Source organism: Zongyangia hominis (assembly GCF_014385095.1).
Lineage (GTDB): Bacteria > Bacillota > Clostridia > Oscillospirales > Ruminococcaceae > Zongyangia > Zongyangia hominis.
Genome location: NZ_JACRTC010000003.1, coordinates 50,877 through 68,993 on the forward strand (window position 1 = coordinate 50,877; position 18,117 = coordinate 68,993).

The 18,117-nt window shown below is 59.0% G+C and carries 15 protein-coding genes; 6 read left to right on the top strand and 9 right to left on the bottom strand.

Annotated elements, in window-relative coordinates; genetic code table 11:
• Window positions 1-31 precede the first annotated feature (31 nt).
• From H8709_RS05560 to asnA, 3 genes are all read right to left on the bottom strand, one after another.
• The gene (locus H8709_RS05560) at window positions 32-2,365 is read right to left on the bottom strand and encodes an anaerobic ribonucleoside triphosphate reductase (RefSeq protein ID WP_262397383.1); all 2,334 of its coding nucleotides are present in this window, start codon (window positions 2,363-2,365) and stop codon (window positions 32-34) included.
• A 260-nt stretch (window positions 2,366-2,625) separates the two neighbouring features.
• Window positions 2,626-4,707: a glutamine synthetase III family protein gene (locus H8709_RS05565; protein ID WP_262397384.1), complete on the bottom strand. Its 2,082-nt coding sequence runs from the start codon at window positions 4,705-4,707 to the stop codon at window positions 2,626-2,628.
• A 168-nt stretch (window positions 4,708-4,875) separates the two neighbouring features.
• The gene (gene asnA, locus H8709_RS05570; RefSeq protein WP_316248747.1) at window positions 4,876-5,889 is read right to left on the bottom strand and encodes an aspartate--ammonia ligase; all 1,014 of its coding nucleotides are present in this window, start codon (window positions 5,887-5,889) and stop codon (window positions 4,876-4,878) included.
• 203 nt (window positions 5,890-6,092) lie between these two features.
• On the opposite strand from asnA, the gene H8709_RS05575 reads away from it, so the two are divergent.
• On the top strand, window positions 6,093-6,638 hold the full coding sequence (locus tag H8709_RS05575; RefSeq protein WP_262397385.1) for a Chromate resistance protein ChrB: 546 nt from the start codon (window positions 6,093-6,095) through the stop codon (window positions 6,636-6,638).
• A gap of 204 nt (window positions 6,639-6,842) precedes the next feature.
• Here the strand turns inward: H8709_RS05575 and H8709_RS05580 are convergent, their stop codons facing one another.
• The 6 genes from H8709_RS05580 to H8709_RS05605 form a co-directional block, all read right to left on the bottom strand.
• Complete coding sequence (locus H8709_RS05580; RefSeq protein WP_262397386.1) at window positions 6,843-6,971, bottom strand: S-layer homology domain-containing protein; 129 nt, start codon at window positions 6,969-6,971, stop codon at window positions 6,843-6,845.
• Window positions 6,972-7,332: 361 nt separating this feature from the next.
• Window positions 7,333-8,037 (bottom strand): polyphosphate polymerase domain-containing protein, encoded by a 705-nt coding sequence (locus H8709_RS05585; protein WP_262397387.1) that lies wholly within the window; start codon window positions 8,035-8,037, stop codon window positions 7,333-7,335.
• 48 nt (window positions 8,038-8,085) lie between these two features.
• The gene (locus H8709_RS05590) at window positions 8,086-9,111 is read right to left on the bottom strand and encodes a GGDEF domain-containing protein (RefSeq protein ID WP_262397388.1); all 1,026 of its coding nucleotides are present in this window, start codon (window positions 9,109-9,111) and stop codon (window positions 8,086-8,088) included.
• A gap of 17 nt (window positions 9,112-9,128) precedes the next feature.
• A complete protein-coding gene (locus H8709_RS05595; RefSeq protein ID WP_262397389.1) occupies window positions 9,129-9,497 on the bottom strand; it encodes a hypothetical protein in 369 nt (122 codons plus the stop codon).
• A gap of 163 nt (window positions 9,498-9,660) precedes the next feature.
• On the bottom strand, window positions 9,661-10,428 hold the full coding sequence (locus tag H8709_RS05600; RefSeq protein WP_262397390.1) for a response regulator: 768 nt from the start codon (window positions 10,426-10,428) through the stop codon (window positions 9,661-9,663).
• Window positions 10,425-11,705 carry a sensor histidine kinase gene (locus tag H8709_RS05605; protein WP_262397391.1) on the bottom strand — a complete coding sequence of 427 codons (1,281 nt, stop codon included), beginning with the start codon at window positions 11,703-11,705 and terminating at the stop codon, window positions 10,425-10,427. The genes H8709_RS05600 and H8709_RS05605 overlap by 4 nt, the downstream gene beginning before the upstream one ends.
• Before the next feature lie 578 nt (window positions 11,706-12,283).
• Between H8709_RS05605 and murD the strand changes: the two genes are divergently transcribed.
• Genes murD through H8709_RS05630 form a run of 5 tightly spaced genes read left to right on the top strand, consistent with a single transcriptional unit; the run spans window position 12,284 to window position 18,088 of the window.
• Entirely contained in the window at window positions 12,284-13,672 is a 1,389-nt protein-coding gene (gene murD / locus H8709_RS05610) for a UDP-N-acetylmuramoyl-L-alanine--D-glutamate ligase (RefSeq protein WP_262397392.1), read from the top strand.
• A 17-nt stretch (window positions 13,673-13,689) separates the two neighbouring features.
• Window positions 13,690-14,733 carry a M42 family metallopeptidase gene (locus H8709_RS05615; RefSeq protein WP_262397393.1) on the top strand — a complete coding sequence of 348 codons (1,044 nt, stop codon included), beginning with the start codon at window positions 13,690-13,692 and terminating at the stop codon, window positions 14,731-14,733.
• 1 nt (window position 14,734) lies between these two features.
• Window positions 14,735-15,772 carry a M42 family metallopeptidase gene (locus H8709_RS05620; RefSeq protein ID WP_262397394.1) on the top strand — a complete coding sequence of 346 codons (1,038 nt, stop codon included), beginning with the start codon at window positions 14,735-14,737 and terminating at the stop codon, window positions 15,770-15,772.
• On the top strand, window positions 15,772-16,836 hold the full coding sequence (locus H8709_RS05625; RefSeq protein WP_262397395.1) for a GNAT family N-acetyltransferase: 1,065 nt from the start codon (window positions 15,772-15,774) through the stop codon (window positions 16,834-16,836). Before H8709_RS05620 ends, H8709_RS05625 begins: the two co-directional genes overlap by 1 nt.
• The gene (locus H8709_RS05630) at window positions 16,817-18,088 is read left to right on the top strand and encodes a methionine gamma-lyase family protein (protein ID WP_262397396.1); all 1,272 of its coding nucleotides are present in this window, start codon (window positions 16,817-16,819) and stop codon (window positions 18,086-18,088) included. Before H8709_RS05625 ends, H8709_RS05630 begins: the two co-directional genes overlap by 20 nt.
• Window positions 18,089-18,117: the final 29 nt, after the last annotated feature.

Sequence of the window (18,117 nt, forward strand, 5' to 3'; positions counted from 1 at the left end):
CACATTCATTTTGGGGCGCGCGATGGAGGGCTTACAGCTCCTCCATGGTGACGCCGTGCTTGACACGGTCCTCCACCTCGGCGCGCTTGGCGTTGTTGAAGCGGTCCAAAGTGCCCACCAGATAGCCGGTGATGCGGCGGATGCGCTCGAAGGCGGGGCCGCCGTCGTTCTCGGTGCGGTGGCAGTTGGGGCACTCGTCGCCGATGATGCCGGTGTAACCGCATACCGGGTCCCGGTCCACCGGATGGTTGATGGAGCCGTAGCCGATGCCCGATTCCTTCATGCAGCGGATGACCTGCTCGAAGGCCTCCAGGTTCTGGGTGGGATCGCCGTCCATCTCCACATAGCTGATGTGGCCGCCGTTGGTCAGGTTGTGATAGGGGGCCTCCAGGCGGATTTTATCGAAGGCGGAGATGGGGAAATAAACGGGGATATGGAAGGAGTTGGTGTAGTAGTCCCGATCGGTGACGCCAGGAATGACGCCGTATTTCTTCCGGTCAATCTTGACAAAGCGCCCGGAAAGGCCCTCCGCCGGGGTGGCGATGAGGGAGAAGTTGAGGCCGCTCTTCTTGGTCTCTTGGTCCATCCGGCTGCGCATATAGCCCACGATCTCCAACCCCAAATTCTGCGCCTCGGCGGACTCGCCGTGGTGCTTGCCGATGAGGGCCTTGAGGCACTCGGCCAGACCGATGAAGCCCAGCGTCAGAGTGCCGTGTCTCAGCACCTCGGCCACCGAGTCGTCAGGGCCCAGCTTGTCGCTGTCGAGCCACACGCCCTGTCCCATCAAGAAGGGATAGTTGCGGACCTTCTTCTGGCACTGGAGCTGGAAGCGGTCGTAGAGTTGCTCGATGACCAGGTCGATCTTCCGGTCCAGGTCCTCGAAGAAGAGATCCAAGTTGCCGTGGGCCTTGATGGCCAGGCGGGGCAGGTTGATGGAGGTGAAGCTCAAGTTGCCGCGGCCAGCTGTGACTTCTCTTTCGGGGTCGTAGACGTTGGCCATGACCCGGGTGCGGCAACCCATGTAGGAAACCTCGGTGTTGTGGTCGCCCTCGCGGTAATACTGGAGGTTAAACGGCGCATCCAGGAAGGAGAAGTTGGGGAAGAGGCGCTTGGCCGATACCCGGCAGGCCAACTTGAACAGATCGTAGCTCGGGTCGTTCTCGTTATAGTTGACGCCTTCCTTGACCTTGAAGATGTGGATGGGGAAGATGGGGGTCTCCCCGTTGCCCAGACCCGCCTCTTCGGCCAAGAGGATATTCTTGATGACCATGCGGCCCTCGGGGGAGGTATCGGTGCCGTAGTTGATGGAGGAAAACGGAATCTGTGCGCCCGCCCGGGAATGCATGGTGTTGAGGTTGTGGACCAGCGCCTCCATGGCCTGATAGGTGGCCCGGTCGGTCTCCTTGCGGGCGTATTTGGAGGCGATGCCCTGCAGCCGCGACGCGGTCTCCTCGTCGAAATGCTCTTGCAGGTAAGCCCGCTCGGCCGACTGATAGGCCGCGTTTTGGGCAAGCGTCGGGACAAAGCCGGTTTTCTCCTCCAGTACGGCGATCATATCGCCGACAAATGCCGCGGCGTCCTCCCGGTCGGTGAGGGTTTCGATGGCCTTCGCCATGTTGGCTTTATAGGTGTGCAGATAGGTCTTTTTGACGCCGCCCGCCATGGCGTAATCGAAGTTGGGAATACTCTGGCCGCCGTGCTGGTCGTTTTGATTCGACTGGATGGCGATGCAGCACAGGGCGCTGTAGCTCTGGATGGAGTTGGGCTCCCGCAAAAAGCCGTGGCCGGTGGAGAAGCCGCCGTCAAAGAGGGCTTCCAAATCGATCTGGCAGCAGGTGGTGGTCAGGGTCAAGAAGTCCAGATCATGGATGTGGATATCGCCGCTTTCGTGGGCTTCGGAGTGTTTGGGGTCGAGAATGAACATCTTATAAAACTGCTTGGCGCCCTCGGAGCCGTATTTGAGCATGGTGCCCATGGCGGTGTCGCCGTCGATGTTGGCGTTTTCCCGCTTGACGTCGTTGTCCTTGGCCGACTGGAAGGTCAGGTCCTCGTATGTCTTCATGAGCCGGGTGTTCATCTCCCGCACCCGGGTGCGCTCGGAGCGGTAGAGGATGAATTCCTTGGCGGTGCGGGCATGTCCCGTTTCCACCAAAACTTTTTCCACCGCGTCCTGAATTTCCTCCACGCTGGGCGTCTTTTTGCCCAGATCGTTCTCTATGTAATCCACTACCTGGGAGGCAAGGGAAAATGCCGTTTCATAATCGTGGCCGCCGGTGGCCTGGGCCGCCTTGAAGATGGCGTTGGCGATTTTTTCTATATTAAAGGCCACTTCCCGGCCGTCGCGCTTGATGATTTTTGTGAGCATGATCGATTCCCTCCGTGTGTTTTTAAAATACAAGATATTGTGTTTGTTAAAAAGCCAATACCAATTGTATAGTATGGTGTTGGAAAAGTCAAGGAAGAAACCGTAGAAAAGAACGACAATATTCAACAAAAAAACAGTCACTTTTCTGTGAGAATACAAAACCCACAGGCAAACGACAAAGACCCCCCGACCGCTCAGCGGAAGGGGGGTCTTTGCCTGAACAAACGTTTAGATAAAGAAGATAGCAATAGAAAAGGGGCCTACACCCGGTAGATCAAATCGGTGTAGGTGGGCAGCGGCCAGGCATCGGACGCGATGATGGTTTCCGCCCGGTCGCAGCATTCCCGCAGCCGCTGCATGGCGGGGACGACGATGTCGCAGTAATAGCGGGCGGTCTGATAATGGCTCTTGTCCTCCCCGGCGTTCTGATTGAGTTCCTCCAAAGCGGAGGTGCCGGCCTTGATCTTGCCGATGAGGCCGGAGAGCTCTTTGACGATGTCGGTGACAGGGGCCTGGATACCGCCGGCCTCCCCAATGAGGGCGGCGTCCTTGGCCATTTCGGCAGTATAGCGGATGCAGGCGGGGAGGATGGTCCGCCGGGCCATCTCCACCATGGTGGCCGCCTCGATGGAGAGGACGTGGATATAATTGTCCAGCATGATATCATACCGGGAGAAGCACTCGGCCTGGGAAAACACGTGGTGGCGCTCAAAAAGGGTGATATTTTTGTCAGAAATCAGGGCGGGGATGGCGTCGCAGGTGGTGTTCATGATGGGCAGCCCCCGTTTGCGGGCGCGCTCCACCCATTCTTCTGTGTAGTTATTTCCATTATAGATGATCCGGCTGTGTTCTGCAACCACATCGTGGACGATGCGGCGCACCTCGCTGGACACATCGGCGGCGTTACGCAGACGCTGGCCGTAGCGGGAGAGGACGTCGGCCACGGCGGTGTTTAAAAAGATATTGGCATAGGCGATGGACTGGGAGGAACCCACCATCCGAAATTCAAATTTGTTGCCGGTGAAGGCGAAGGGGGAGGTCCGGTTGCGGTCCGAGTCGTCCTGGGGCAAGTCGGGCAGGGCCGCCGCCGCGGTGTGCAGGATGAGGCGGGAGACGGTGTCGGGATTAACGCCGGTGGCGATGGACTGCAGTAAGCTCGTGAGCTGTTCCCCCAGGAAAATGGAGACGATGGCGGGCGGCGCCTCGAACCCGCCCAGCCGGTGGTCGTTGCCGGCGCTGGCGGCCGCCAGGCGCAAGAGATCGCCGTATTCATCCACCGCTTCCACCACCGCGCACAGGAAGGTGAGGAAGACGGCGTTGTCCGCCGGGTCCTTACCGGGGCTTAGGAGGTTCTTGCCCGTGTCGGTGGAGAGCGACCAGTTGTTGTGCTTGCCGGAACCGTTAATGTAGTTAAAGGGCTTTTCATGGAGCAGGCAGGCCAAGCCGTTTTTCTTAGCTACGGTCTTGCAGGTCTCCATGATGAGCTGGTTGTGGTCGCAGGCCACGTTGGCCGATTCAAAGACGGGGGCCAGCTCGTGCTGGGCCGGGGCCACCTCGTTGTGCTTGGTCTTGCTGGTGACGCCGAGACTCCACAGCTCCTCGTCCAGATCGTGCATATATTTGCTCACCCTGAGCCGGATGCGTCCGAAATAGTGGTCGTCCAGCTCCTGCCCCTTGGGGGGACGGGCGCCGAACAGGGTCCGGCCGCAGAGCTTTAAATCCAACCGTTTTTCGTAGAGGCTCCGGTCGATGAGAAAGTATTCCTGTTCCGCGCCCACCGTGGCGATGACCCGTTTGACGTCGTTTACCCCCAAGAGCCGCAGCACTTCGATTGCCTTGTCACTGATGACGTCCATGGAGTGGAGGAGCGGGGTCTTGGTGTCCAACGCCTCGCCGGTATAAGAGCAAAAGGCGGTGGGGATATACAGGGTGCCGTCCTTGACAAAGGCCGGTGAGGTGGGGTCCCACGCGGTGTAGCCCCGGGCCTCAAAGGTGGCCCGCAGGCCGCCGGAGGGGAAGGAGGAGGCGTCGGGCTCCCCTTTGACCAAGCTCTTTCCGGAAAACTCCAAAATCACCTTGCCGTCGTCGGTGGGGGTCAAAAAGGCGTCGTGTTTGCCCGCCGTGATATTGGTCATGGGCTGGAACCAGTGGGTGTAATGGGTAGCGCCCATCTCCACCGCCCAGTCCTTCATGGCGCCCGCCACCACATGGGCCACGTTTTCGTCCAGCGGCGTCCCCTCTTTGCGGGTGCGCTTGAGGCTTTCATACACGCTCTTGGGCAGACGCGCGCGCATGACCGCGTCGTCAAAGACCTTGGAACCGAATATTTTTGTGATGTTCATCCGAGTAATTCCTCCCAAAATTAGCGTCTACCGGTGCGACCAGCTACCGCTGGAGGATGACGCGATTTGGGTTCCCTATGTAACCCTGTCGCGTCCCCCGCGTTTTCGTCTCGCTTGCGTCACGGCGCGATGTGGGAGCGGACACTGTCCGCCCGCCGCAGGTGGCGTTTATAACAAATGGATGCCGTTGGCCTCGCATTCGTCGATCATATCTTCCGGCCAGATGGAGGCCTGCACTTCGCCGATGTGTGCCTTTTGCAGCAGCAGCATGCAGATGCGGGACTGTCCGATGCCGCCGCCCATGGTCAGCGGCAGTTCCCCGGCGAGCAGACGCTTGTGAAAGTCGAGCTGGCTGCGTTCCTCGCAGTCAGCGGCTTTCAGCTGGGCGGCCAGGCTTTGGGGGTCCACCCGGATGCCCATGGAGGAAATTTCCACCGCCCGGTCGAGGACCGGATACCAGACGAGAATATCCCCGTTGAGCTGCCAATCGTCGTAATCGGGGGCCCGGCCGTCGTGGGGTTTGCCGTCCCGCAGCTTGCCGCCGATCTGGGAAATGAAGACGATGCCCTTTTCTTTGGCAATCCGGTCTTCCCGCTCGTGGGGGGTGAGCTGAGGATATAAATCCGCCAGCTCCTGGGAGGTGATGAAGAAAACGTCCCCCTCAATCAGGTGGTCCAGCGCCGGGTAGGCCCTGGACAGCACGCTTTGGGTCTTGCGCAGCGCGCCCACGATATCGAGCACCGTTTCTTTTACATAATCGAAGGTCCGGTGGTCTCGGTCAATGACCTTTTCCCAGTCCCACTGATCCACATACACCGAATGAAGATTATCGAGATCTTCGTCCCGACGCACCGCGTTCATGTCGGTGTAAAGTCCCGTACCCGGTCCGAAGCCGTAGCGCCGCAGGGCCAGACGCTTCCACTTGGCCAGGGAGTGGACGATCTGGACGTCGGCGCCAAGGTCTAGAATGTCGAACTGCACCGGCCGCTCCACGCCGTTGAGATCGTCGTTGAGACCGCTTTCCGGCCGCACAAAGAGGGGCGCGGATACGCGGGTGAGATGCAGCGCCTTGGCAAGCTCCCGTTCAAAGGTGTCTTTGATGAGCTTGATGGCCACTTCCGTCTCCAATATATCCAGCTTGTTGAGATAAATTTCGGGTAAAATCAGTTTTTTTACGGACATGGACGTTCCCCCTATGCAACTAGCCTTGCCACCCCGCTGGTTTGTGATCCCGGGGGAAGCAATATATCAATTTATCATAGCATTTTTTGGTCAAAAATACAAGAGAATCTACGTCTTCTCCAAATTCCCTGTTGCGAAAAATAGTAACATCTATTACAATAGAATAAAAGCATAGAGCAGATCAGAGAAAGGGGGCGGAGCCTTTGCCGGAACGGGTCAAATGGATTGGACTGGGTTATAACCTCCCGGTCAACCCCTCCAAGAACCGGGTGTATGTTTGGCGCAAGCTCAAGGAGATGGGCGCGGACTACTTCAAGCAAAGCATGGCGATTCTGCCGAAAAATCCGGTGAATGTCCGCGCCATGGTCCGGCTCCAGGATAAAATCCGGGACCTGGGCGGGGAGGCCACCCTCATCGAGATGCAGTTTGTGGACGAGCGGGACGAAATGCGGATGATCGCCCGGTTCAAAGAGGCGCGGCGCAAGGAATACGACGACATCATCACCGAAACCCACCGGTTGCTGGGGACTTTGCAGCAAAACGGCCGCACCAAGATGGCGCCGGAGACCGGGGATGAGCTCAAAAAGCTCATCAAGCGCTATGAGCGGGTCCGCGCCCGGGACTTCTTCGGGCTGGGCACCGGCGGCGTGCTGGAAGGGGATATCCGGCAGATCGCGGAGCTATTGCGCTCCTCCATGGATGGGTTTTCCGCTCAGTTGCGCCGGATGCTCGACGCCTGGATTCATTAAAAAGCCCGCCTTCCGGCGGTACTCCATATAACAGTAAGAATAAACGAGAAATGGGTAACTGCCAAAAGAGGGTTCTGAAAGAGATAGGGCTGTATGCAAACAGCACACAGCCCTATCTCTTATTCTTTTTTCTCCTTGTTGAAGCAATACCCCACGCCGCGAAACCTGTAGTCCATACGTCTCCTTATCCAGCCGTGCTATTACTCAAAAACCGCATAGCATTGCAGCGACCTGGGCAGGGGTGGCCTGACCCTTGGGGTCCAGGATGCCGTTGCCCTTGCCGGTGATGATGCCCTGCTCCACCGCGTCGTAGTACCAGACATGATCTGGCACATCATGGAACGGGTTTGTCCACTCGCTTTCCGGTACGAAGGTCACATCAACGCTTACCTTGCCGTCGGTGATCTCGTCGGCTCGGGCCAGGTCTCAGCCGGTCAGCGCCTCGATACCGTCCAGCAGCCCCTCGGGGGTCTGCTCTCCCTCTAGGGATAGTCGGTGTATTCTCCGCCGCCCAGGGTGATGTACAGGGGTTCCGGTGCCTCCATCTCCTCCGGCGGGGCAGCGCTTGTCCGGCGTCTGCTGTATCCGGCACCCGGACAGGAACAGCACCGGCATGGCGAATACCAACAGGCCGGACAGCCGCCGTTTTTCTCATCGTTTTTTCGTGGTTCAGACCCGCATCCCATATTTTTTCCTAAAACTGCTTGCGCAGCGTCACACTGCGCGCGGTGCAGTATTTGGTAACGGAGGTCTGCACGCGCTCCCGCAAGGATACCGCGACCTTCACATGGCTGGGTAAAAAGCGGTCGAATTTGACTTCCATGGTCACGGTCCTGATCTTCCCCACGGGGTACAGCAAAAGCCTGGGCGAGAACAGGTTCAGATTACATTCACTGGCCCGCAGGCCGCTGTCCAATGTAATACGGGTGTTGTACTCCGCCACAAAAAATGCTTTTCTATCGTATTCCACTACACACTTGGGGCGGTACACATACCGTTGCATCCTGCTGTACAGCTCCAGCGCGAAGGAGGAACCCTCTTCCAGCAGCGGGAAAAGGTCACCGGCACACAGGCGTTGCGCCGCCGCACGCGACAGGATCAGCGATCGTTTTCGCTGTAAGGCGTCCTGTTCCTCCTTCAGCTCCAGCTTCGCGGTAGCCGCATCCGGGCCGTATATCCGCAGCCGCAGCTGGCGCTGTATCTCATGTCCGACCAGCTTGTTGTAATAATCAGTGTCATCCAGCGTATCAAAATACAGCGAGCGCACTGGATAGCCATACGGCCCGTTGTGTTCGTCCGGGTGCAGCACCTGCCCCAGTACCGCGCCCAGCCGCTCGGCCTCGGCAACGTCCATCCGATATTTCTGCTCCGTGCGCTGCACTTCCAGCAACTGTCCCATTATTTCCTCCTTCCATTCGGCCGACTGCTTCCTCCGCGGTGATTTGATCTATGTGCCTTCCATCACCCGGGTGGGCTGTAAGGGATAGCTGTAATATACGACCGTATGAAACGATGTCTCTCCCTGCTCTTGCTGATAGGTCTGGCAAATGCGTTTGGCAAGCATGTCGGCGTTTTCTAAGGTCAAGTCAGACACCATGACCAGGTACTGGCAGCTGCTGTACTGGGTAAACACATCGCCCATACGCAGCCCGTCATGGATCACCGCACCCAGGACGGCCATCTGTGCATCCCGGCTCTCCAACGCAGGAAAGTCTCCCTTGCTGTCTGTTAAGGTAAACAGAAGAAGGAACGCCTTATCCTTGGAGCGGCGCATTTTGCGTTCAGCGTAGCGGTAGATCGCCTTAAATGTCTCATAATCTTGGCAGTAACAGCCCGGTGGGGCGGGACGCTCCCGAATTTCGGAGGCAATGATCTCCATGTCCGTAGTGATCCCGCTTATAAGGTCCTTGATTGGCCCCATACGCTTTTTCCCAAGCTTCCGCAGTCGCTTTCCCTGTATGATCTTTTGATCCGCCCGGTCAAACATGCTGCGGTAACAGTCGCCCTGGCGATATAGGGTACCGGCTGCCGTCACGTCTAAATGGATTTTGAGGCCTTTGTTGAGATGGGGCTCCTGCATACGCCTCCGTAGCTGGTTGCAGAGCAGGTCAATCTCCTTTTCCTCTGTGGGAGCCTGAAGCAGAACCACGAACTCGTCTCCGCCAATGCGCCCGATTAGGCTGCCGTTTGGAAATAACCTGGTTAATATAAAGGCTACCTTCTGTAAAATCAGATCTCCGGTAATATGTCCGTAGCGATCATTCACCTGCTTGAAATAATCCAAGTCCATGGCGATCAGGGCCCCTGTCTGTCGAGCGAGCAACCACTCGTCCGCCAACCGCTTCATTGCGCCGTGATTATAGAGGCCCGTCAGCCAGTCATGCTCGGCATCATACTGCAGCGCGCTATTTTCCTGCTGGAGTTGCTCCAGTGACTTTTTGGCTTGACTTGTATTCTGTTGATCTGTTTCCATGATTCATTCGCACTCTCCTAACATGGCGCAGCTGCCTCCCAGTGTAGGATGTTCCCGCTGCGCAAAGTCTCTGCGCTGGTGGGCATCAGGTAGTAACCGTCCACATGCGCCTCCGCTGCCCGGTTGAGGTAGGCGTCGGTTTCCGCGATCAAATAGGTTAGAACGTCGGGGCAAACCTTGCGCACCAGACGCACCACATCGAAGCCGCCGATGGGCTTGGTCTGCACTTCCGTATACACCGCGTCCACATCGTGATTGAACGCATATTTTACGGCGGACATGGCGTCGTATTCCGCCACCAGTTCCGCGTCGGGGTAGAGCTGCCGCAAACAAGCGGTTCGCTGTTCCAGGTCCTTCCTGCGCCTGCCGACGACCAAAATTCGCACATCCCTCACCTCCTTGCCATCATGTTAACATACAACCCGTTGCAAACCCGTTGCAAATCCGGGCCGTTTTTCCGATTTTTTTAACAGATGAATGAAAATATTTTTTGCCAAGGGGCGCAGAAAAGGGCGGCCTCCATACGGAGGCCGCCCTTTTCTGCGGAAATCAATCCATTCTAAATTCTGCCCACTCGTAGTCGGTCAGATAGTCGTGCCGGTAACTGTTCACCGCCTGGGGGTCGCCGTCCAGGAAGTGGTAGCTGTCGCAGTCCAACTGCTCCGGGATAATGGCGAGGCTGTTCCAGGAGCGAAGCAGGATATGTTCGATGCCTGCTTCCTTCAGCGCTTCCCGCAAGCCTTTGACGATAGTACGGAAATAGTTCTTTTTGCCGGCCTCAATGGACGCATCGCCCCACAGAGCCGCGCAAGCAGCGGCGGCGGTGGCACTGACTCCCCGCCGGTCGATCAGGTAGGCCAGCAGCTCCTTGGACTTGGCCCGTTTGAACTCCAGCGGGACCCCGTCCACGAATACGTCGAAGCCGCCGAAGGTCTGCACCCGCACCCGCTTTTTCTGGGAGGTCTCGCCGTAGAGAAAGGTCAGCTCCCGGCGGATGTCCTCCGCTGTGGCGGGCTTCATCAGGTAGCCGGTGGCATGAAGTTCAAAGGCTTTCACTGCGTATTGCTCGTGGCTGGTGACAAAAATGATATGAACCTCCGGGCGGAGGTCTTTCAGCTTTTTGGCAAGTACAAGGCCGCTGACGCTGCCCAATTCAATATCCAGAAACGCCACATTCACCAGGGTACTCCCGGCATAGTCCAGCGCCTTGCTGGGGGTGTTGAAGCTGTGCAGCACCGCATCCGGCACGGCCTCGTGTAACGCTTCTTCCAGGTCTTTCAGGGCAAACGGTTCATCGTCCACGGCGATGTAATTCATGGCATTTCCTCCTTGGGGATGGTAATGACGGCGGTGGTCCCCACGCCCGCCACGCTGTCCAGGGTGAGCGTCCCACCGCATAGGGCGGACAGCCGCCCCCGGACGTTCTCAATGCCGACGTGGGACCGGCCATCCTCCAGCGTTGCCCGGATACCCAGCCCGTCGTCCTGCACGGTGATGACGTAGGCTGTGTCCGTCTCCCCGGTATGCACTGTCACCGTGCCGCCCTCCTCCCGGGAAAGCGCACCGTGGCGCACGGCGTTTTCCACAATGGGCTGCAATGTCAGCGGCGGGAGGGAGAAGTCCCGCGCGGTGATGTCATAGACGATTTGAAGTCGACCCTGGAACCGCTGGCGTTCCAAAGAAAGGTAGTTTTCTACATGGGAAAGCTCTTGTTCAAAAGGAATGGGCGCTTTACTCTTGAGAGAATCCATGTTGCCCCGCAGGAATAGGGAAAAGTCCCGGACGGCCTCTTTCGCCTGCTTAGGGTCCACGTCACAGAGCTGACGAATCGTGGTAAGGGCGTTGTAGAGAAAATGGGGCTGAATTTGGGAGAGCATGATGTCGATGCGGCTCTCCGCCAGTTCCTTTTCCTGCTGTTTTACCAGCAGGTCGCGCTCGGACTGGATGTTGACAAAGATGAACAGCAGGGCCAGTGTCACGCCCACGTTTACGACGGCGATCCCACGGCAGAACATTTGCGCCGCCCCACCGCCCAGCGGGATGAAGATATACAGCAGGAAGAAGATCACTTCGCGCCGGGTCAGCTTCTTCCGGCACCAAATGACCAGGAACGTGAACGAGAGATAGCACAGCAGCGGGACCATCTGCGAGATCATAAATAGGGGGCCGCGCTGATATCCGCTGGCCGATACATAGTAGATCGCGCCTGTGAATGGGCTGATGGCGGCGAAGAATATATGTACCGCGCACAGGGCCGTGATGACGGCCAGGAAAATCGTTCTGACCCGGCCGGACAGCTTCAAATATTCGTCCATGTACCGGGCAAAGAAATATAGTACAAAGGCGGAGCTGATGTAAAACAGCAGGGAAAGCAGGGAGAGTGCCAGCGCCATTGTTGGCTCTGAAACGTCCTTAATACACCAATCCGCCAAATCTCCGATGATCATAAATGCGTTGGAAATGCTGATCCCCATAAAAAACCGATTCAATTTGAGCTGATAACGGCGGTCATTCACCAGATAGACAATTGGGATCAGGCAGAGGACCAAGCAGAAAATATCAAGCGCGATGTTGGCGATCGTCAAGTTGTCCACTCCGGCCCCACCTCTTTTCCTGAAAACAGTATAACATACAAAAATAAAAAAAGGAAACGGGGACGATACTGCGCGTGAATGTGAAACAAAAAACGCAAGCAATGCAAAGTGGTACACACTTTGCGTTTTTGCCACCAAAGCCCCGGAGGGTTTTTGCGGCAAAACTGCTTGTTGGGGCGCATATCCAATCCCCTGAAAACGCATGATTTCATCCTGCGGCTGCGCGTCCCTGCGGGTCGCTTGATCGCATAGATAGACGCCTCTGCGCTTTCCCTCCGGTCAGGCCAATAAAACCGCTGTCATAACTTAGCCGCTTCGCATCGTTTCCAGCGGACAAGTCCGCTGCCTTTTCCGAGCCGGTCAAATTAGGAACTTCGCCGCATTGTGCGGCGAAGTTCCCCGTCACATCCTTGCCTCCTTTTTCGGTCTCCGATGTGGCTGGATTGATATTTTTAGTTCATCCACGTATAATAATAGAATATGTAGTTTAGACGCTGCCGCGGGGGGAAAGGTCCCATGCGGCTTTGCGATTGACAAAAATCCGGGCGGAGACCGCGCCGGAATTCTGGAGGAAATCTATGGACAGCACAGTCGCGCAGTTTTTCGATCAAATGAAGGGCAGAGACGTCACCTTTATCGGCCTGGGCGTCAGTCACCGGGAGCTCATCTCCCTCTTTGCGAAGAAGGGGGCCCATGTGACCATCCGGGACCGGAGAACCCCCGAACAGATGGGGGAGGAATATGAAAAGCTCAAGGCCCAGGGCATCGACTTTATCTTGGGGGAGCACTACCTGGATAAACTGGATGGAGATATGATTTTCCGCACCCCGGGCATGTATTTCCACCACGAGGCGCTAAAAAAGGCGCGGGAAGAGGGCAAAGTGGTCACCAGCGAGATGGAAGTCTTCTTTGATCTGTGTCCCGCTAAGCTCATCGCGGTCACCGGCTCGGACGGAAAGACCACCACCACCACCCTCATCAGCGAGCTGCTCAAGGCTCAGGGAAAGCGGGTGCATCTGGGCGGCAACATCGGAAAACCCCTGCTCTCCCACATTGAGGAAATGGGGCCCGAAGATTATGCGGTGGTGGAGCTTTCCAGCTTCCAGCTGCTCTCCATGCGCCAGAGCCCGGATATCGCCGTGGTGACCAACATCGCCCCCAACCACCTGGACGTCCACGGCACCATGGAAGAATATATCGCGGCGAAGAAAAACATCCTGTTGCATCAAAACGCCTTCTCCACCACGGTGCTGGGGGTGGATAACGAGCTGGCCGCCTCCCTGGCACCCGACGTGCGGGGAAAACTCGTCACCTTCTCCATGCAGGGCCCGGTGGAACGGGGCGCTTATATGGACGAAGCGGGGGACATTTTCTATGCCGACAGCGGCAATGTCCTCAAAATCATGAACCGGGACGCCATCAAAATTCCCGGCGACCACAACGTGCTCAACTTCCTGGCGGCCATCTCGGCCACCTGGGGCCTTGTTTCCTTGGAAAACATCGTCAAGATCGCCGAAAACTTCGGCGGGGTGGAGCACCGCATCGAGCTCGTCCGCATCCGGGACGGGGTGCGCTGGTATAACGACTCCATCGCCACCAGCCCCACGAGAACCATCGCGGGACTCAACGCCTTTAAACAGAAGGTGATTCTCATCGCCGGCGGCTACGATAAAAAGATCCCCTTCCTCCCTCTGGCGCCCAAGATCATCGAGAAGGTAAAAGCGCTCATCCTCATGGGCGCCACCGCCGATAAGATCGAGGACACGGTGCGGGGCTTCTCCGGTTTTGACGGGGAAAAGCTCCCCATCTATCGGGTGGGCTCCATGGAGGAAGCGGTGCAAAAGGCGGCGGAGCTGGCGGTGGATGGCGACATCGTCACCCTGTCCCCGGCTTGCGCCAGCTTTGACCTCTATCAGAATTTCGAGACGAGGGGCGAACACTTTAAGTCCCTGGTCCGCGCGCTTTAAAGCGGGAGGAATGTATATTGGATGGAAAGAAATTGGCCCTGACCCTGGCCCAATGCTATGGCGTCAGCGGCGATGAACAAAGCGCGGCCCATGTGGCCGCAAGCTATCTCAAGGGATGGGGAGAGGTGCGCTCCGACGCCCTGGGCAACCTCATCTGCACCCTCCGCGCGCCGAAAGACGGGGGGCCCCATATGATGCTCTGCGCCCATATGGACGAAATCGGCATGATCGTCACCCACATCCTGCCCGACGGGTTCCTGCGGGTGGCGGCGGTGGGCGGCGTCGACCGCCGGACCCTCCTCGCCTCTCCGGTCAAGGTGCTGGGAAGGGAGAAGCTCGACGGCGTCGTCTGCTCGATCCCACCCCATTTGCAGCGGGGGGACGATGCCAAAAAGATTCCTCCCATGGAGGAAATTGCCGTGGACGTGGGGCTTTCCTTTGAGCAGGCCAAGGAGAAAATCTCCTTAGGCGACCGGGTGGTAGTTTGCCACAGCGGCGCGGCCATGGGGGAACACTGCATCAGCTCCAAGGCGCTGGACAACCGGGCGGGCTGCGCGGCCGTCATCCGGGCGGCGGAACTTCTGAAAGACGAGGAGCTCACCTGCGGGCTGAGCGTGGTCCTCAGCACCCGGGAGGAACTCGCGTGCAACGGGGCCAAGACGGGGGCGTTCGGCCTTTGCCCCACCCATGCCATTGCGGTGGACGTCAGCTTCGCCCTCACTGACGACGCGCCCAAAGAAAAATGCGGGGAGCTGGGCAAAGGCCCCATGATTGGCGTTTCCCCCGTCCTCTCCCGTGAAATGAGCGACGGACTCATCCGATGCGCCAAGGATCGCGGCCTTCCCTATCAGCTGGAAGTCATGGCGGGGCCTACCTCCACCGACGCCGACGTCATCACCCTGACCGGCTCGGGCGTGCGGTGCGGGCTTCTCTCCATTCCGCTTCGGTATATGCACACCCCGGCGGAGCTCGTCGACGTCCGGGACATCGAGTCGTGCGCGGCACTCATGGCGGAGTATATCATCGACCGCTTCGGCGGGACGGAAAGGGAGGCGGACTGAGATGGAAAAACTCATGCGGCTCATCAAAGACCTCTCCCAAATCGGCGGCGTCAGCGGCGACGAAGGGGCGGTGCGGGCCTATATCCGGGGACAGTTGGAGGGCCACTGTGACATGCGCACCGATGCCCTGGGCAATTTGATCTGTAAAAAGAAGGGAGCCAAGGCCCCCGCCCACCGGCTCATGGTGGAGGCACATATGGATGAAGTCGGCTTTATCGTCACCGGCATCACCGAAAGCGGCATGCTCCGCTTTGATACGGTGGGCGGCATCGACGCCCGGGTCATCATCGGCAAGCCGGTTCTCGTGGGTCCCCAGGCTGTGCGGGGCGTCATCGGCACCAAGGCCATGCATTTACAGTCGGCCGCGGAGCGGGACGAGATGCCGCAGGTGGAGACTCTTTCCATCGACATCGGCGCTTCCTCCAAAGAGGAGGCGGAGTCGCTGGTGCGCCTCGGGGACAGCGGGGTGTGGGACAGCGCCTTTGTCTCCTTTGGCGACGGCTTTGTCAAAGGCCGCGCTTTGGACGACCGGGCGGGCTGCGCCATCATGATCGATCTCATCCAGGGGGACATCCCCTTTGACACCACCTTTGTCTTCACCACCCAGGAGGAGGTGGGGACGAGAGGAGCCCAGGCCGCGGCGTACGAAGTGGCCCCCGACGTGGCCATCGTGCTGGAAACCACCACCGCCGCCGACATCGCAGGGGTTGCGCCGGCAAACCAGGTCTGCCGTTTGGGGAAGGGCCCGGTCCTCTCGGTGATGGACAAGGGCACCATCTATGACAAGGGGCTTGTCCGCTTTGCCATGGATACGGCAAAGCGCCGGGACATCCCGGTCCAGATCAAGGAAGGGGTCTACGGCGGCAACGACGCCCACGCGGTCCACGTCTCCCGGTCCGGGGTGCGGACGCTGGCGGTCAGCCTGCCCTGCCGGTATCTTCATTCCCCCTCCTGTGTCCTCAAGGTCGAGGACATTGCCGCCACCCGGGACCTGACCGCCGCCCTGCTGGGGATGGAAGGCCCCGCGCCCGCGCTGTGATGAAGCTCATGCGCCCGGAGGCGGCGGGGCCTCTCGCTCGGATGGGCACCCTTCCCCTCCTCTGCGCGCTGGACCTCGCCGCCTATGAAAACCGCTACCCCTTTTCCCAAGTCTACGGGGTTTATCCCGCACCAGAGGACGGGGAAGGGCTGCATCCAGGAGCCGGAAGGGCAGAAGAGGCCGGTTTGGTGTACGGCCCCCCGCGCGTGATGGGAAACGGCGATCTAGACAAGGCCAACCCGGCAGCCGCCGGCGGAGCTGGAAGATTGGAAGAGGCCGCATCGGAGAACGGTCCCCTGCGCGTAATGGGAAACAGCGCCTTGGGCAAGACCAACCCGGCAGCCACCGGCGGAGCCGGGAGAGTGGACGGTGCCGCATCGGAGAATGGGACCCCGCGGGTGACTGGAAACAGCGCCTTGGATGAGACATATCCGGTAACCACCGGCGGAGCCGGGTGCTTTTATGGCCAGGGGGCGGCATGGGCCCTTTCTTCCGCCGCCGCGGAGGAAGTGGCGGCGCTCCTGCAAGCGGACGGGCGCTGGGAAACCCTCTGGTGCGATCAGGCCGTCGCCGCGCATTTGGGCGCGGCATGGAAAGCACGGGCGGTTTCATTGACCGCCCGGGACATCGCGGGAAAGTTGGATGCCGAGGTTCTCGCTCCCCGACCGGAGGAAGTATACCGCCTGTTGGGGATGTGCGACGCTTTGGCGGCGCGGACCCCCTTCGACGGCTGGTACTGCGACTTGAGCCACCGGGCGCGCCGGGGCCAGCGCAGCCTTTGGGGCATCCGGGCAGAGAGGGAGCTTGTGAGCACGGCCACGGCGGATGTGCTGGAAGACCACATCCTGCTTCGGGACATTGCCACCCGCCCGGACATGCGGGGCAGAGGATTTTGCACCCGGATTTTATGGCACCTGTTTGCCAAATTTCCGGGGCGCACCTTTCATTTGCTGACAGAAAGCGAAACGGCCCGCCGGGTCTATGAAAAGGCGGGCTTTGAGATAGAAAACGATGGGATTATTAGAATACATAAGGAGAACACCGATGCAGCAGGAATTTTTTAAAATTGCGCCCGCCCTTCAAAGAATAGGGGAGGAAGCGGAAAAGATGTGCGGGGAAGCCTTTGGACGGATTGATGAGATATCCGAATACAATCAGCTCAAAGTCCTTTCCGCCTTTACCGAAAATCATGTATCCGAGTATCATCTGCACGGCACCACCGGCTACGGCTATGACGACCGGGGCCGGGATACCCTGGACGCCGTCTTTGCCCAGGCCATGGGGTGTGAGGACGCCCTGGTGCGCCACACCTTTGTCTCGGGGACTCACGCGCTGGTAACGGCGCTCTTTGGCGTACTGCGCACCGGGGACACTATGGTTTCCCTGACCGGCAAGCCCTACGACACCCTGGAGGAGGCCATCGGCATCCGGGGGGAGGGCCCCTGCGGCTCCCTGAAGGAGTACGGCATCCATTACCAGGAGGTGGCCATGGCCGGGGAGGCACCCGACTATGACGCCATCCCCGACGCCTGTGTGGGCGCCAAGGTGGCCTATATCCAGCGTTCCCGGGGCTATTCCCTGCGCCCCTCCCTCTCGGTGGAGGCCGTGGGCAGGATGGCGAAGCTCGCCCGGCAGAAGAACCCCGATATCGTGGTCATGGTGGACAACTGCTACGGCGAATTTGTGGAGAAAATGGAGCCCACCCAGGTGGGAGCGGACCTCATCATCGGGTCCCTCATCAAAAACCCGGGCGGCGGCCTTGCACGCACCGGCGGCTACATCGCGGGAAAAGCGAAATGGGTGGAGCAGTGCGCCTACCGTCTGACGGCGCCCGGCATGGGCAAGGAGGTGGGGTGCAGCCTCGAGCAGAATCGTGAGCTCTATATGGGCCTCTTTTTCGCGCCCACCACCACGGCTAACGCCCTCAAGACGGCGGTCTTTGCCTCCGCCCTCTTTGAACTGCTGGGCTTTGGGGTGACGCCCCGGTACGACGAAGAGCGGGCGGATATTATCCAGGCGGTGCGGCTGGGGGACCCGGAGCGGCTCATCGCCTTCTGCCAGGGGGTGCAAAAGGGCGCGGCGGTGGACGCCTATGTGGCGCCCGAGCCCTGGGATATGCCCGGCTACGACAGCCAGGTCATCATGGCGGCGGGCGCCTTTACCATGGGCGCTTCCATCGAGCTTTCCGCCGACGCTCCCCTCCGGGAGCCCTATGCGGCGTGGCTCCAGGGGGGGCTCATCTATTCCGCCGCCAAGATGGGCATCCTTTTGGCGGCCCAGTCCATGCTGGACAAGGGCCTTTTGGAGCTTCGTTGACACCCCCTTTTTTGTATGATAAAATAATG

Bases quoted from the DNA above. Each gene is read 5' to 3' on its own strand.
- H8709_RS05625 (WP_262397395.1), top strand. From the start codon at position 15,772: ATGAAGCTCATGCGCCCGGAGGCGGCGGGGCCTCTCGCTCGGATGGGC.
- H8709_RS05560 (WP_262397383.1), bottom strand. From the start codon at position 2,365: ATGCTCACAAAAATCATCAAGCGCGACGGCCGGGAAGTGGCCTTTAAT.
- H8709_RS05630 (WP_262397396.1), top strand. From the start codon at position 16,817: ATGCAGCAGGAATTTTTTAAAATTGCGCCCGCCCTTCAAAGAATAGGG.
- H8709_RS05620 (WP_262397394.1), top strand. From the start codon at position 14,735: ATGGAAAAACTCATGCGGCTCATCAAAGACCTCTCCCAAATCGGCGGC.
- H8709_RS05585 (WP_262397387.1), bottom strand. From the start codon at position 8,037: ATGGGACAGTTGCTGGAAGTGCAGCGCACGGAGCAGAAATATCGGATG.
- H8709_RS05565 (WP_262397384.1), bottom strand. From the start codon at position 4,707: ATGAACATCACAAAAATATTCGGTTCCAAGGTCTTTGACGACGCGGTC.
- asnA (WP_316248747.1), bottom strand. From the start codon at position 5,889: ATGTCCGTAAAAAAACTGATTTTACCCGAAATTTATCTCAACAAGCTG.
- murD (WP_262397392.1), top strand. From the start codon at position 12,284: ATGGACAGCACAGTCGCGCAGTTTTTCGATCAAATGAAGGGCAGAGAC.
- H8709_RS05600 (WP_262397390.1), bottom strand. From the start codon at position 10,428: ATGAATTACATCGCCGTGGACGATGAACCGTTTGCCCTGAAAGACCTG.
- H8709_RS05590 (WP_262397388.1), bottom strand. From the start codon at position 9,111: ATGGAAACAGATCAACAGAATACAAGTCAAGCCAAAAAGTCACTGGAG.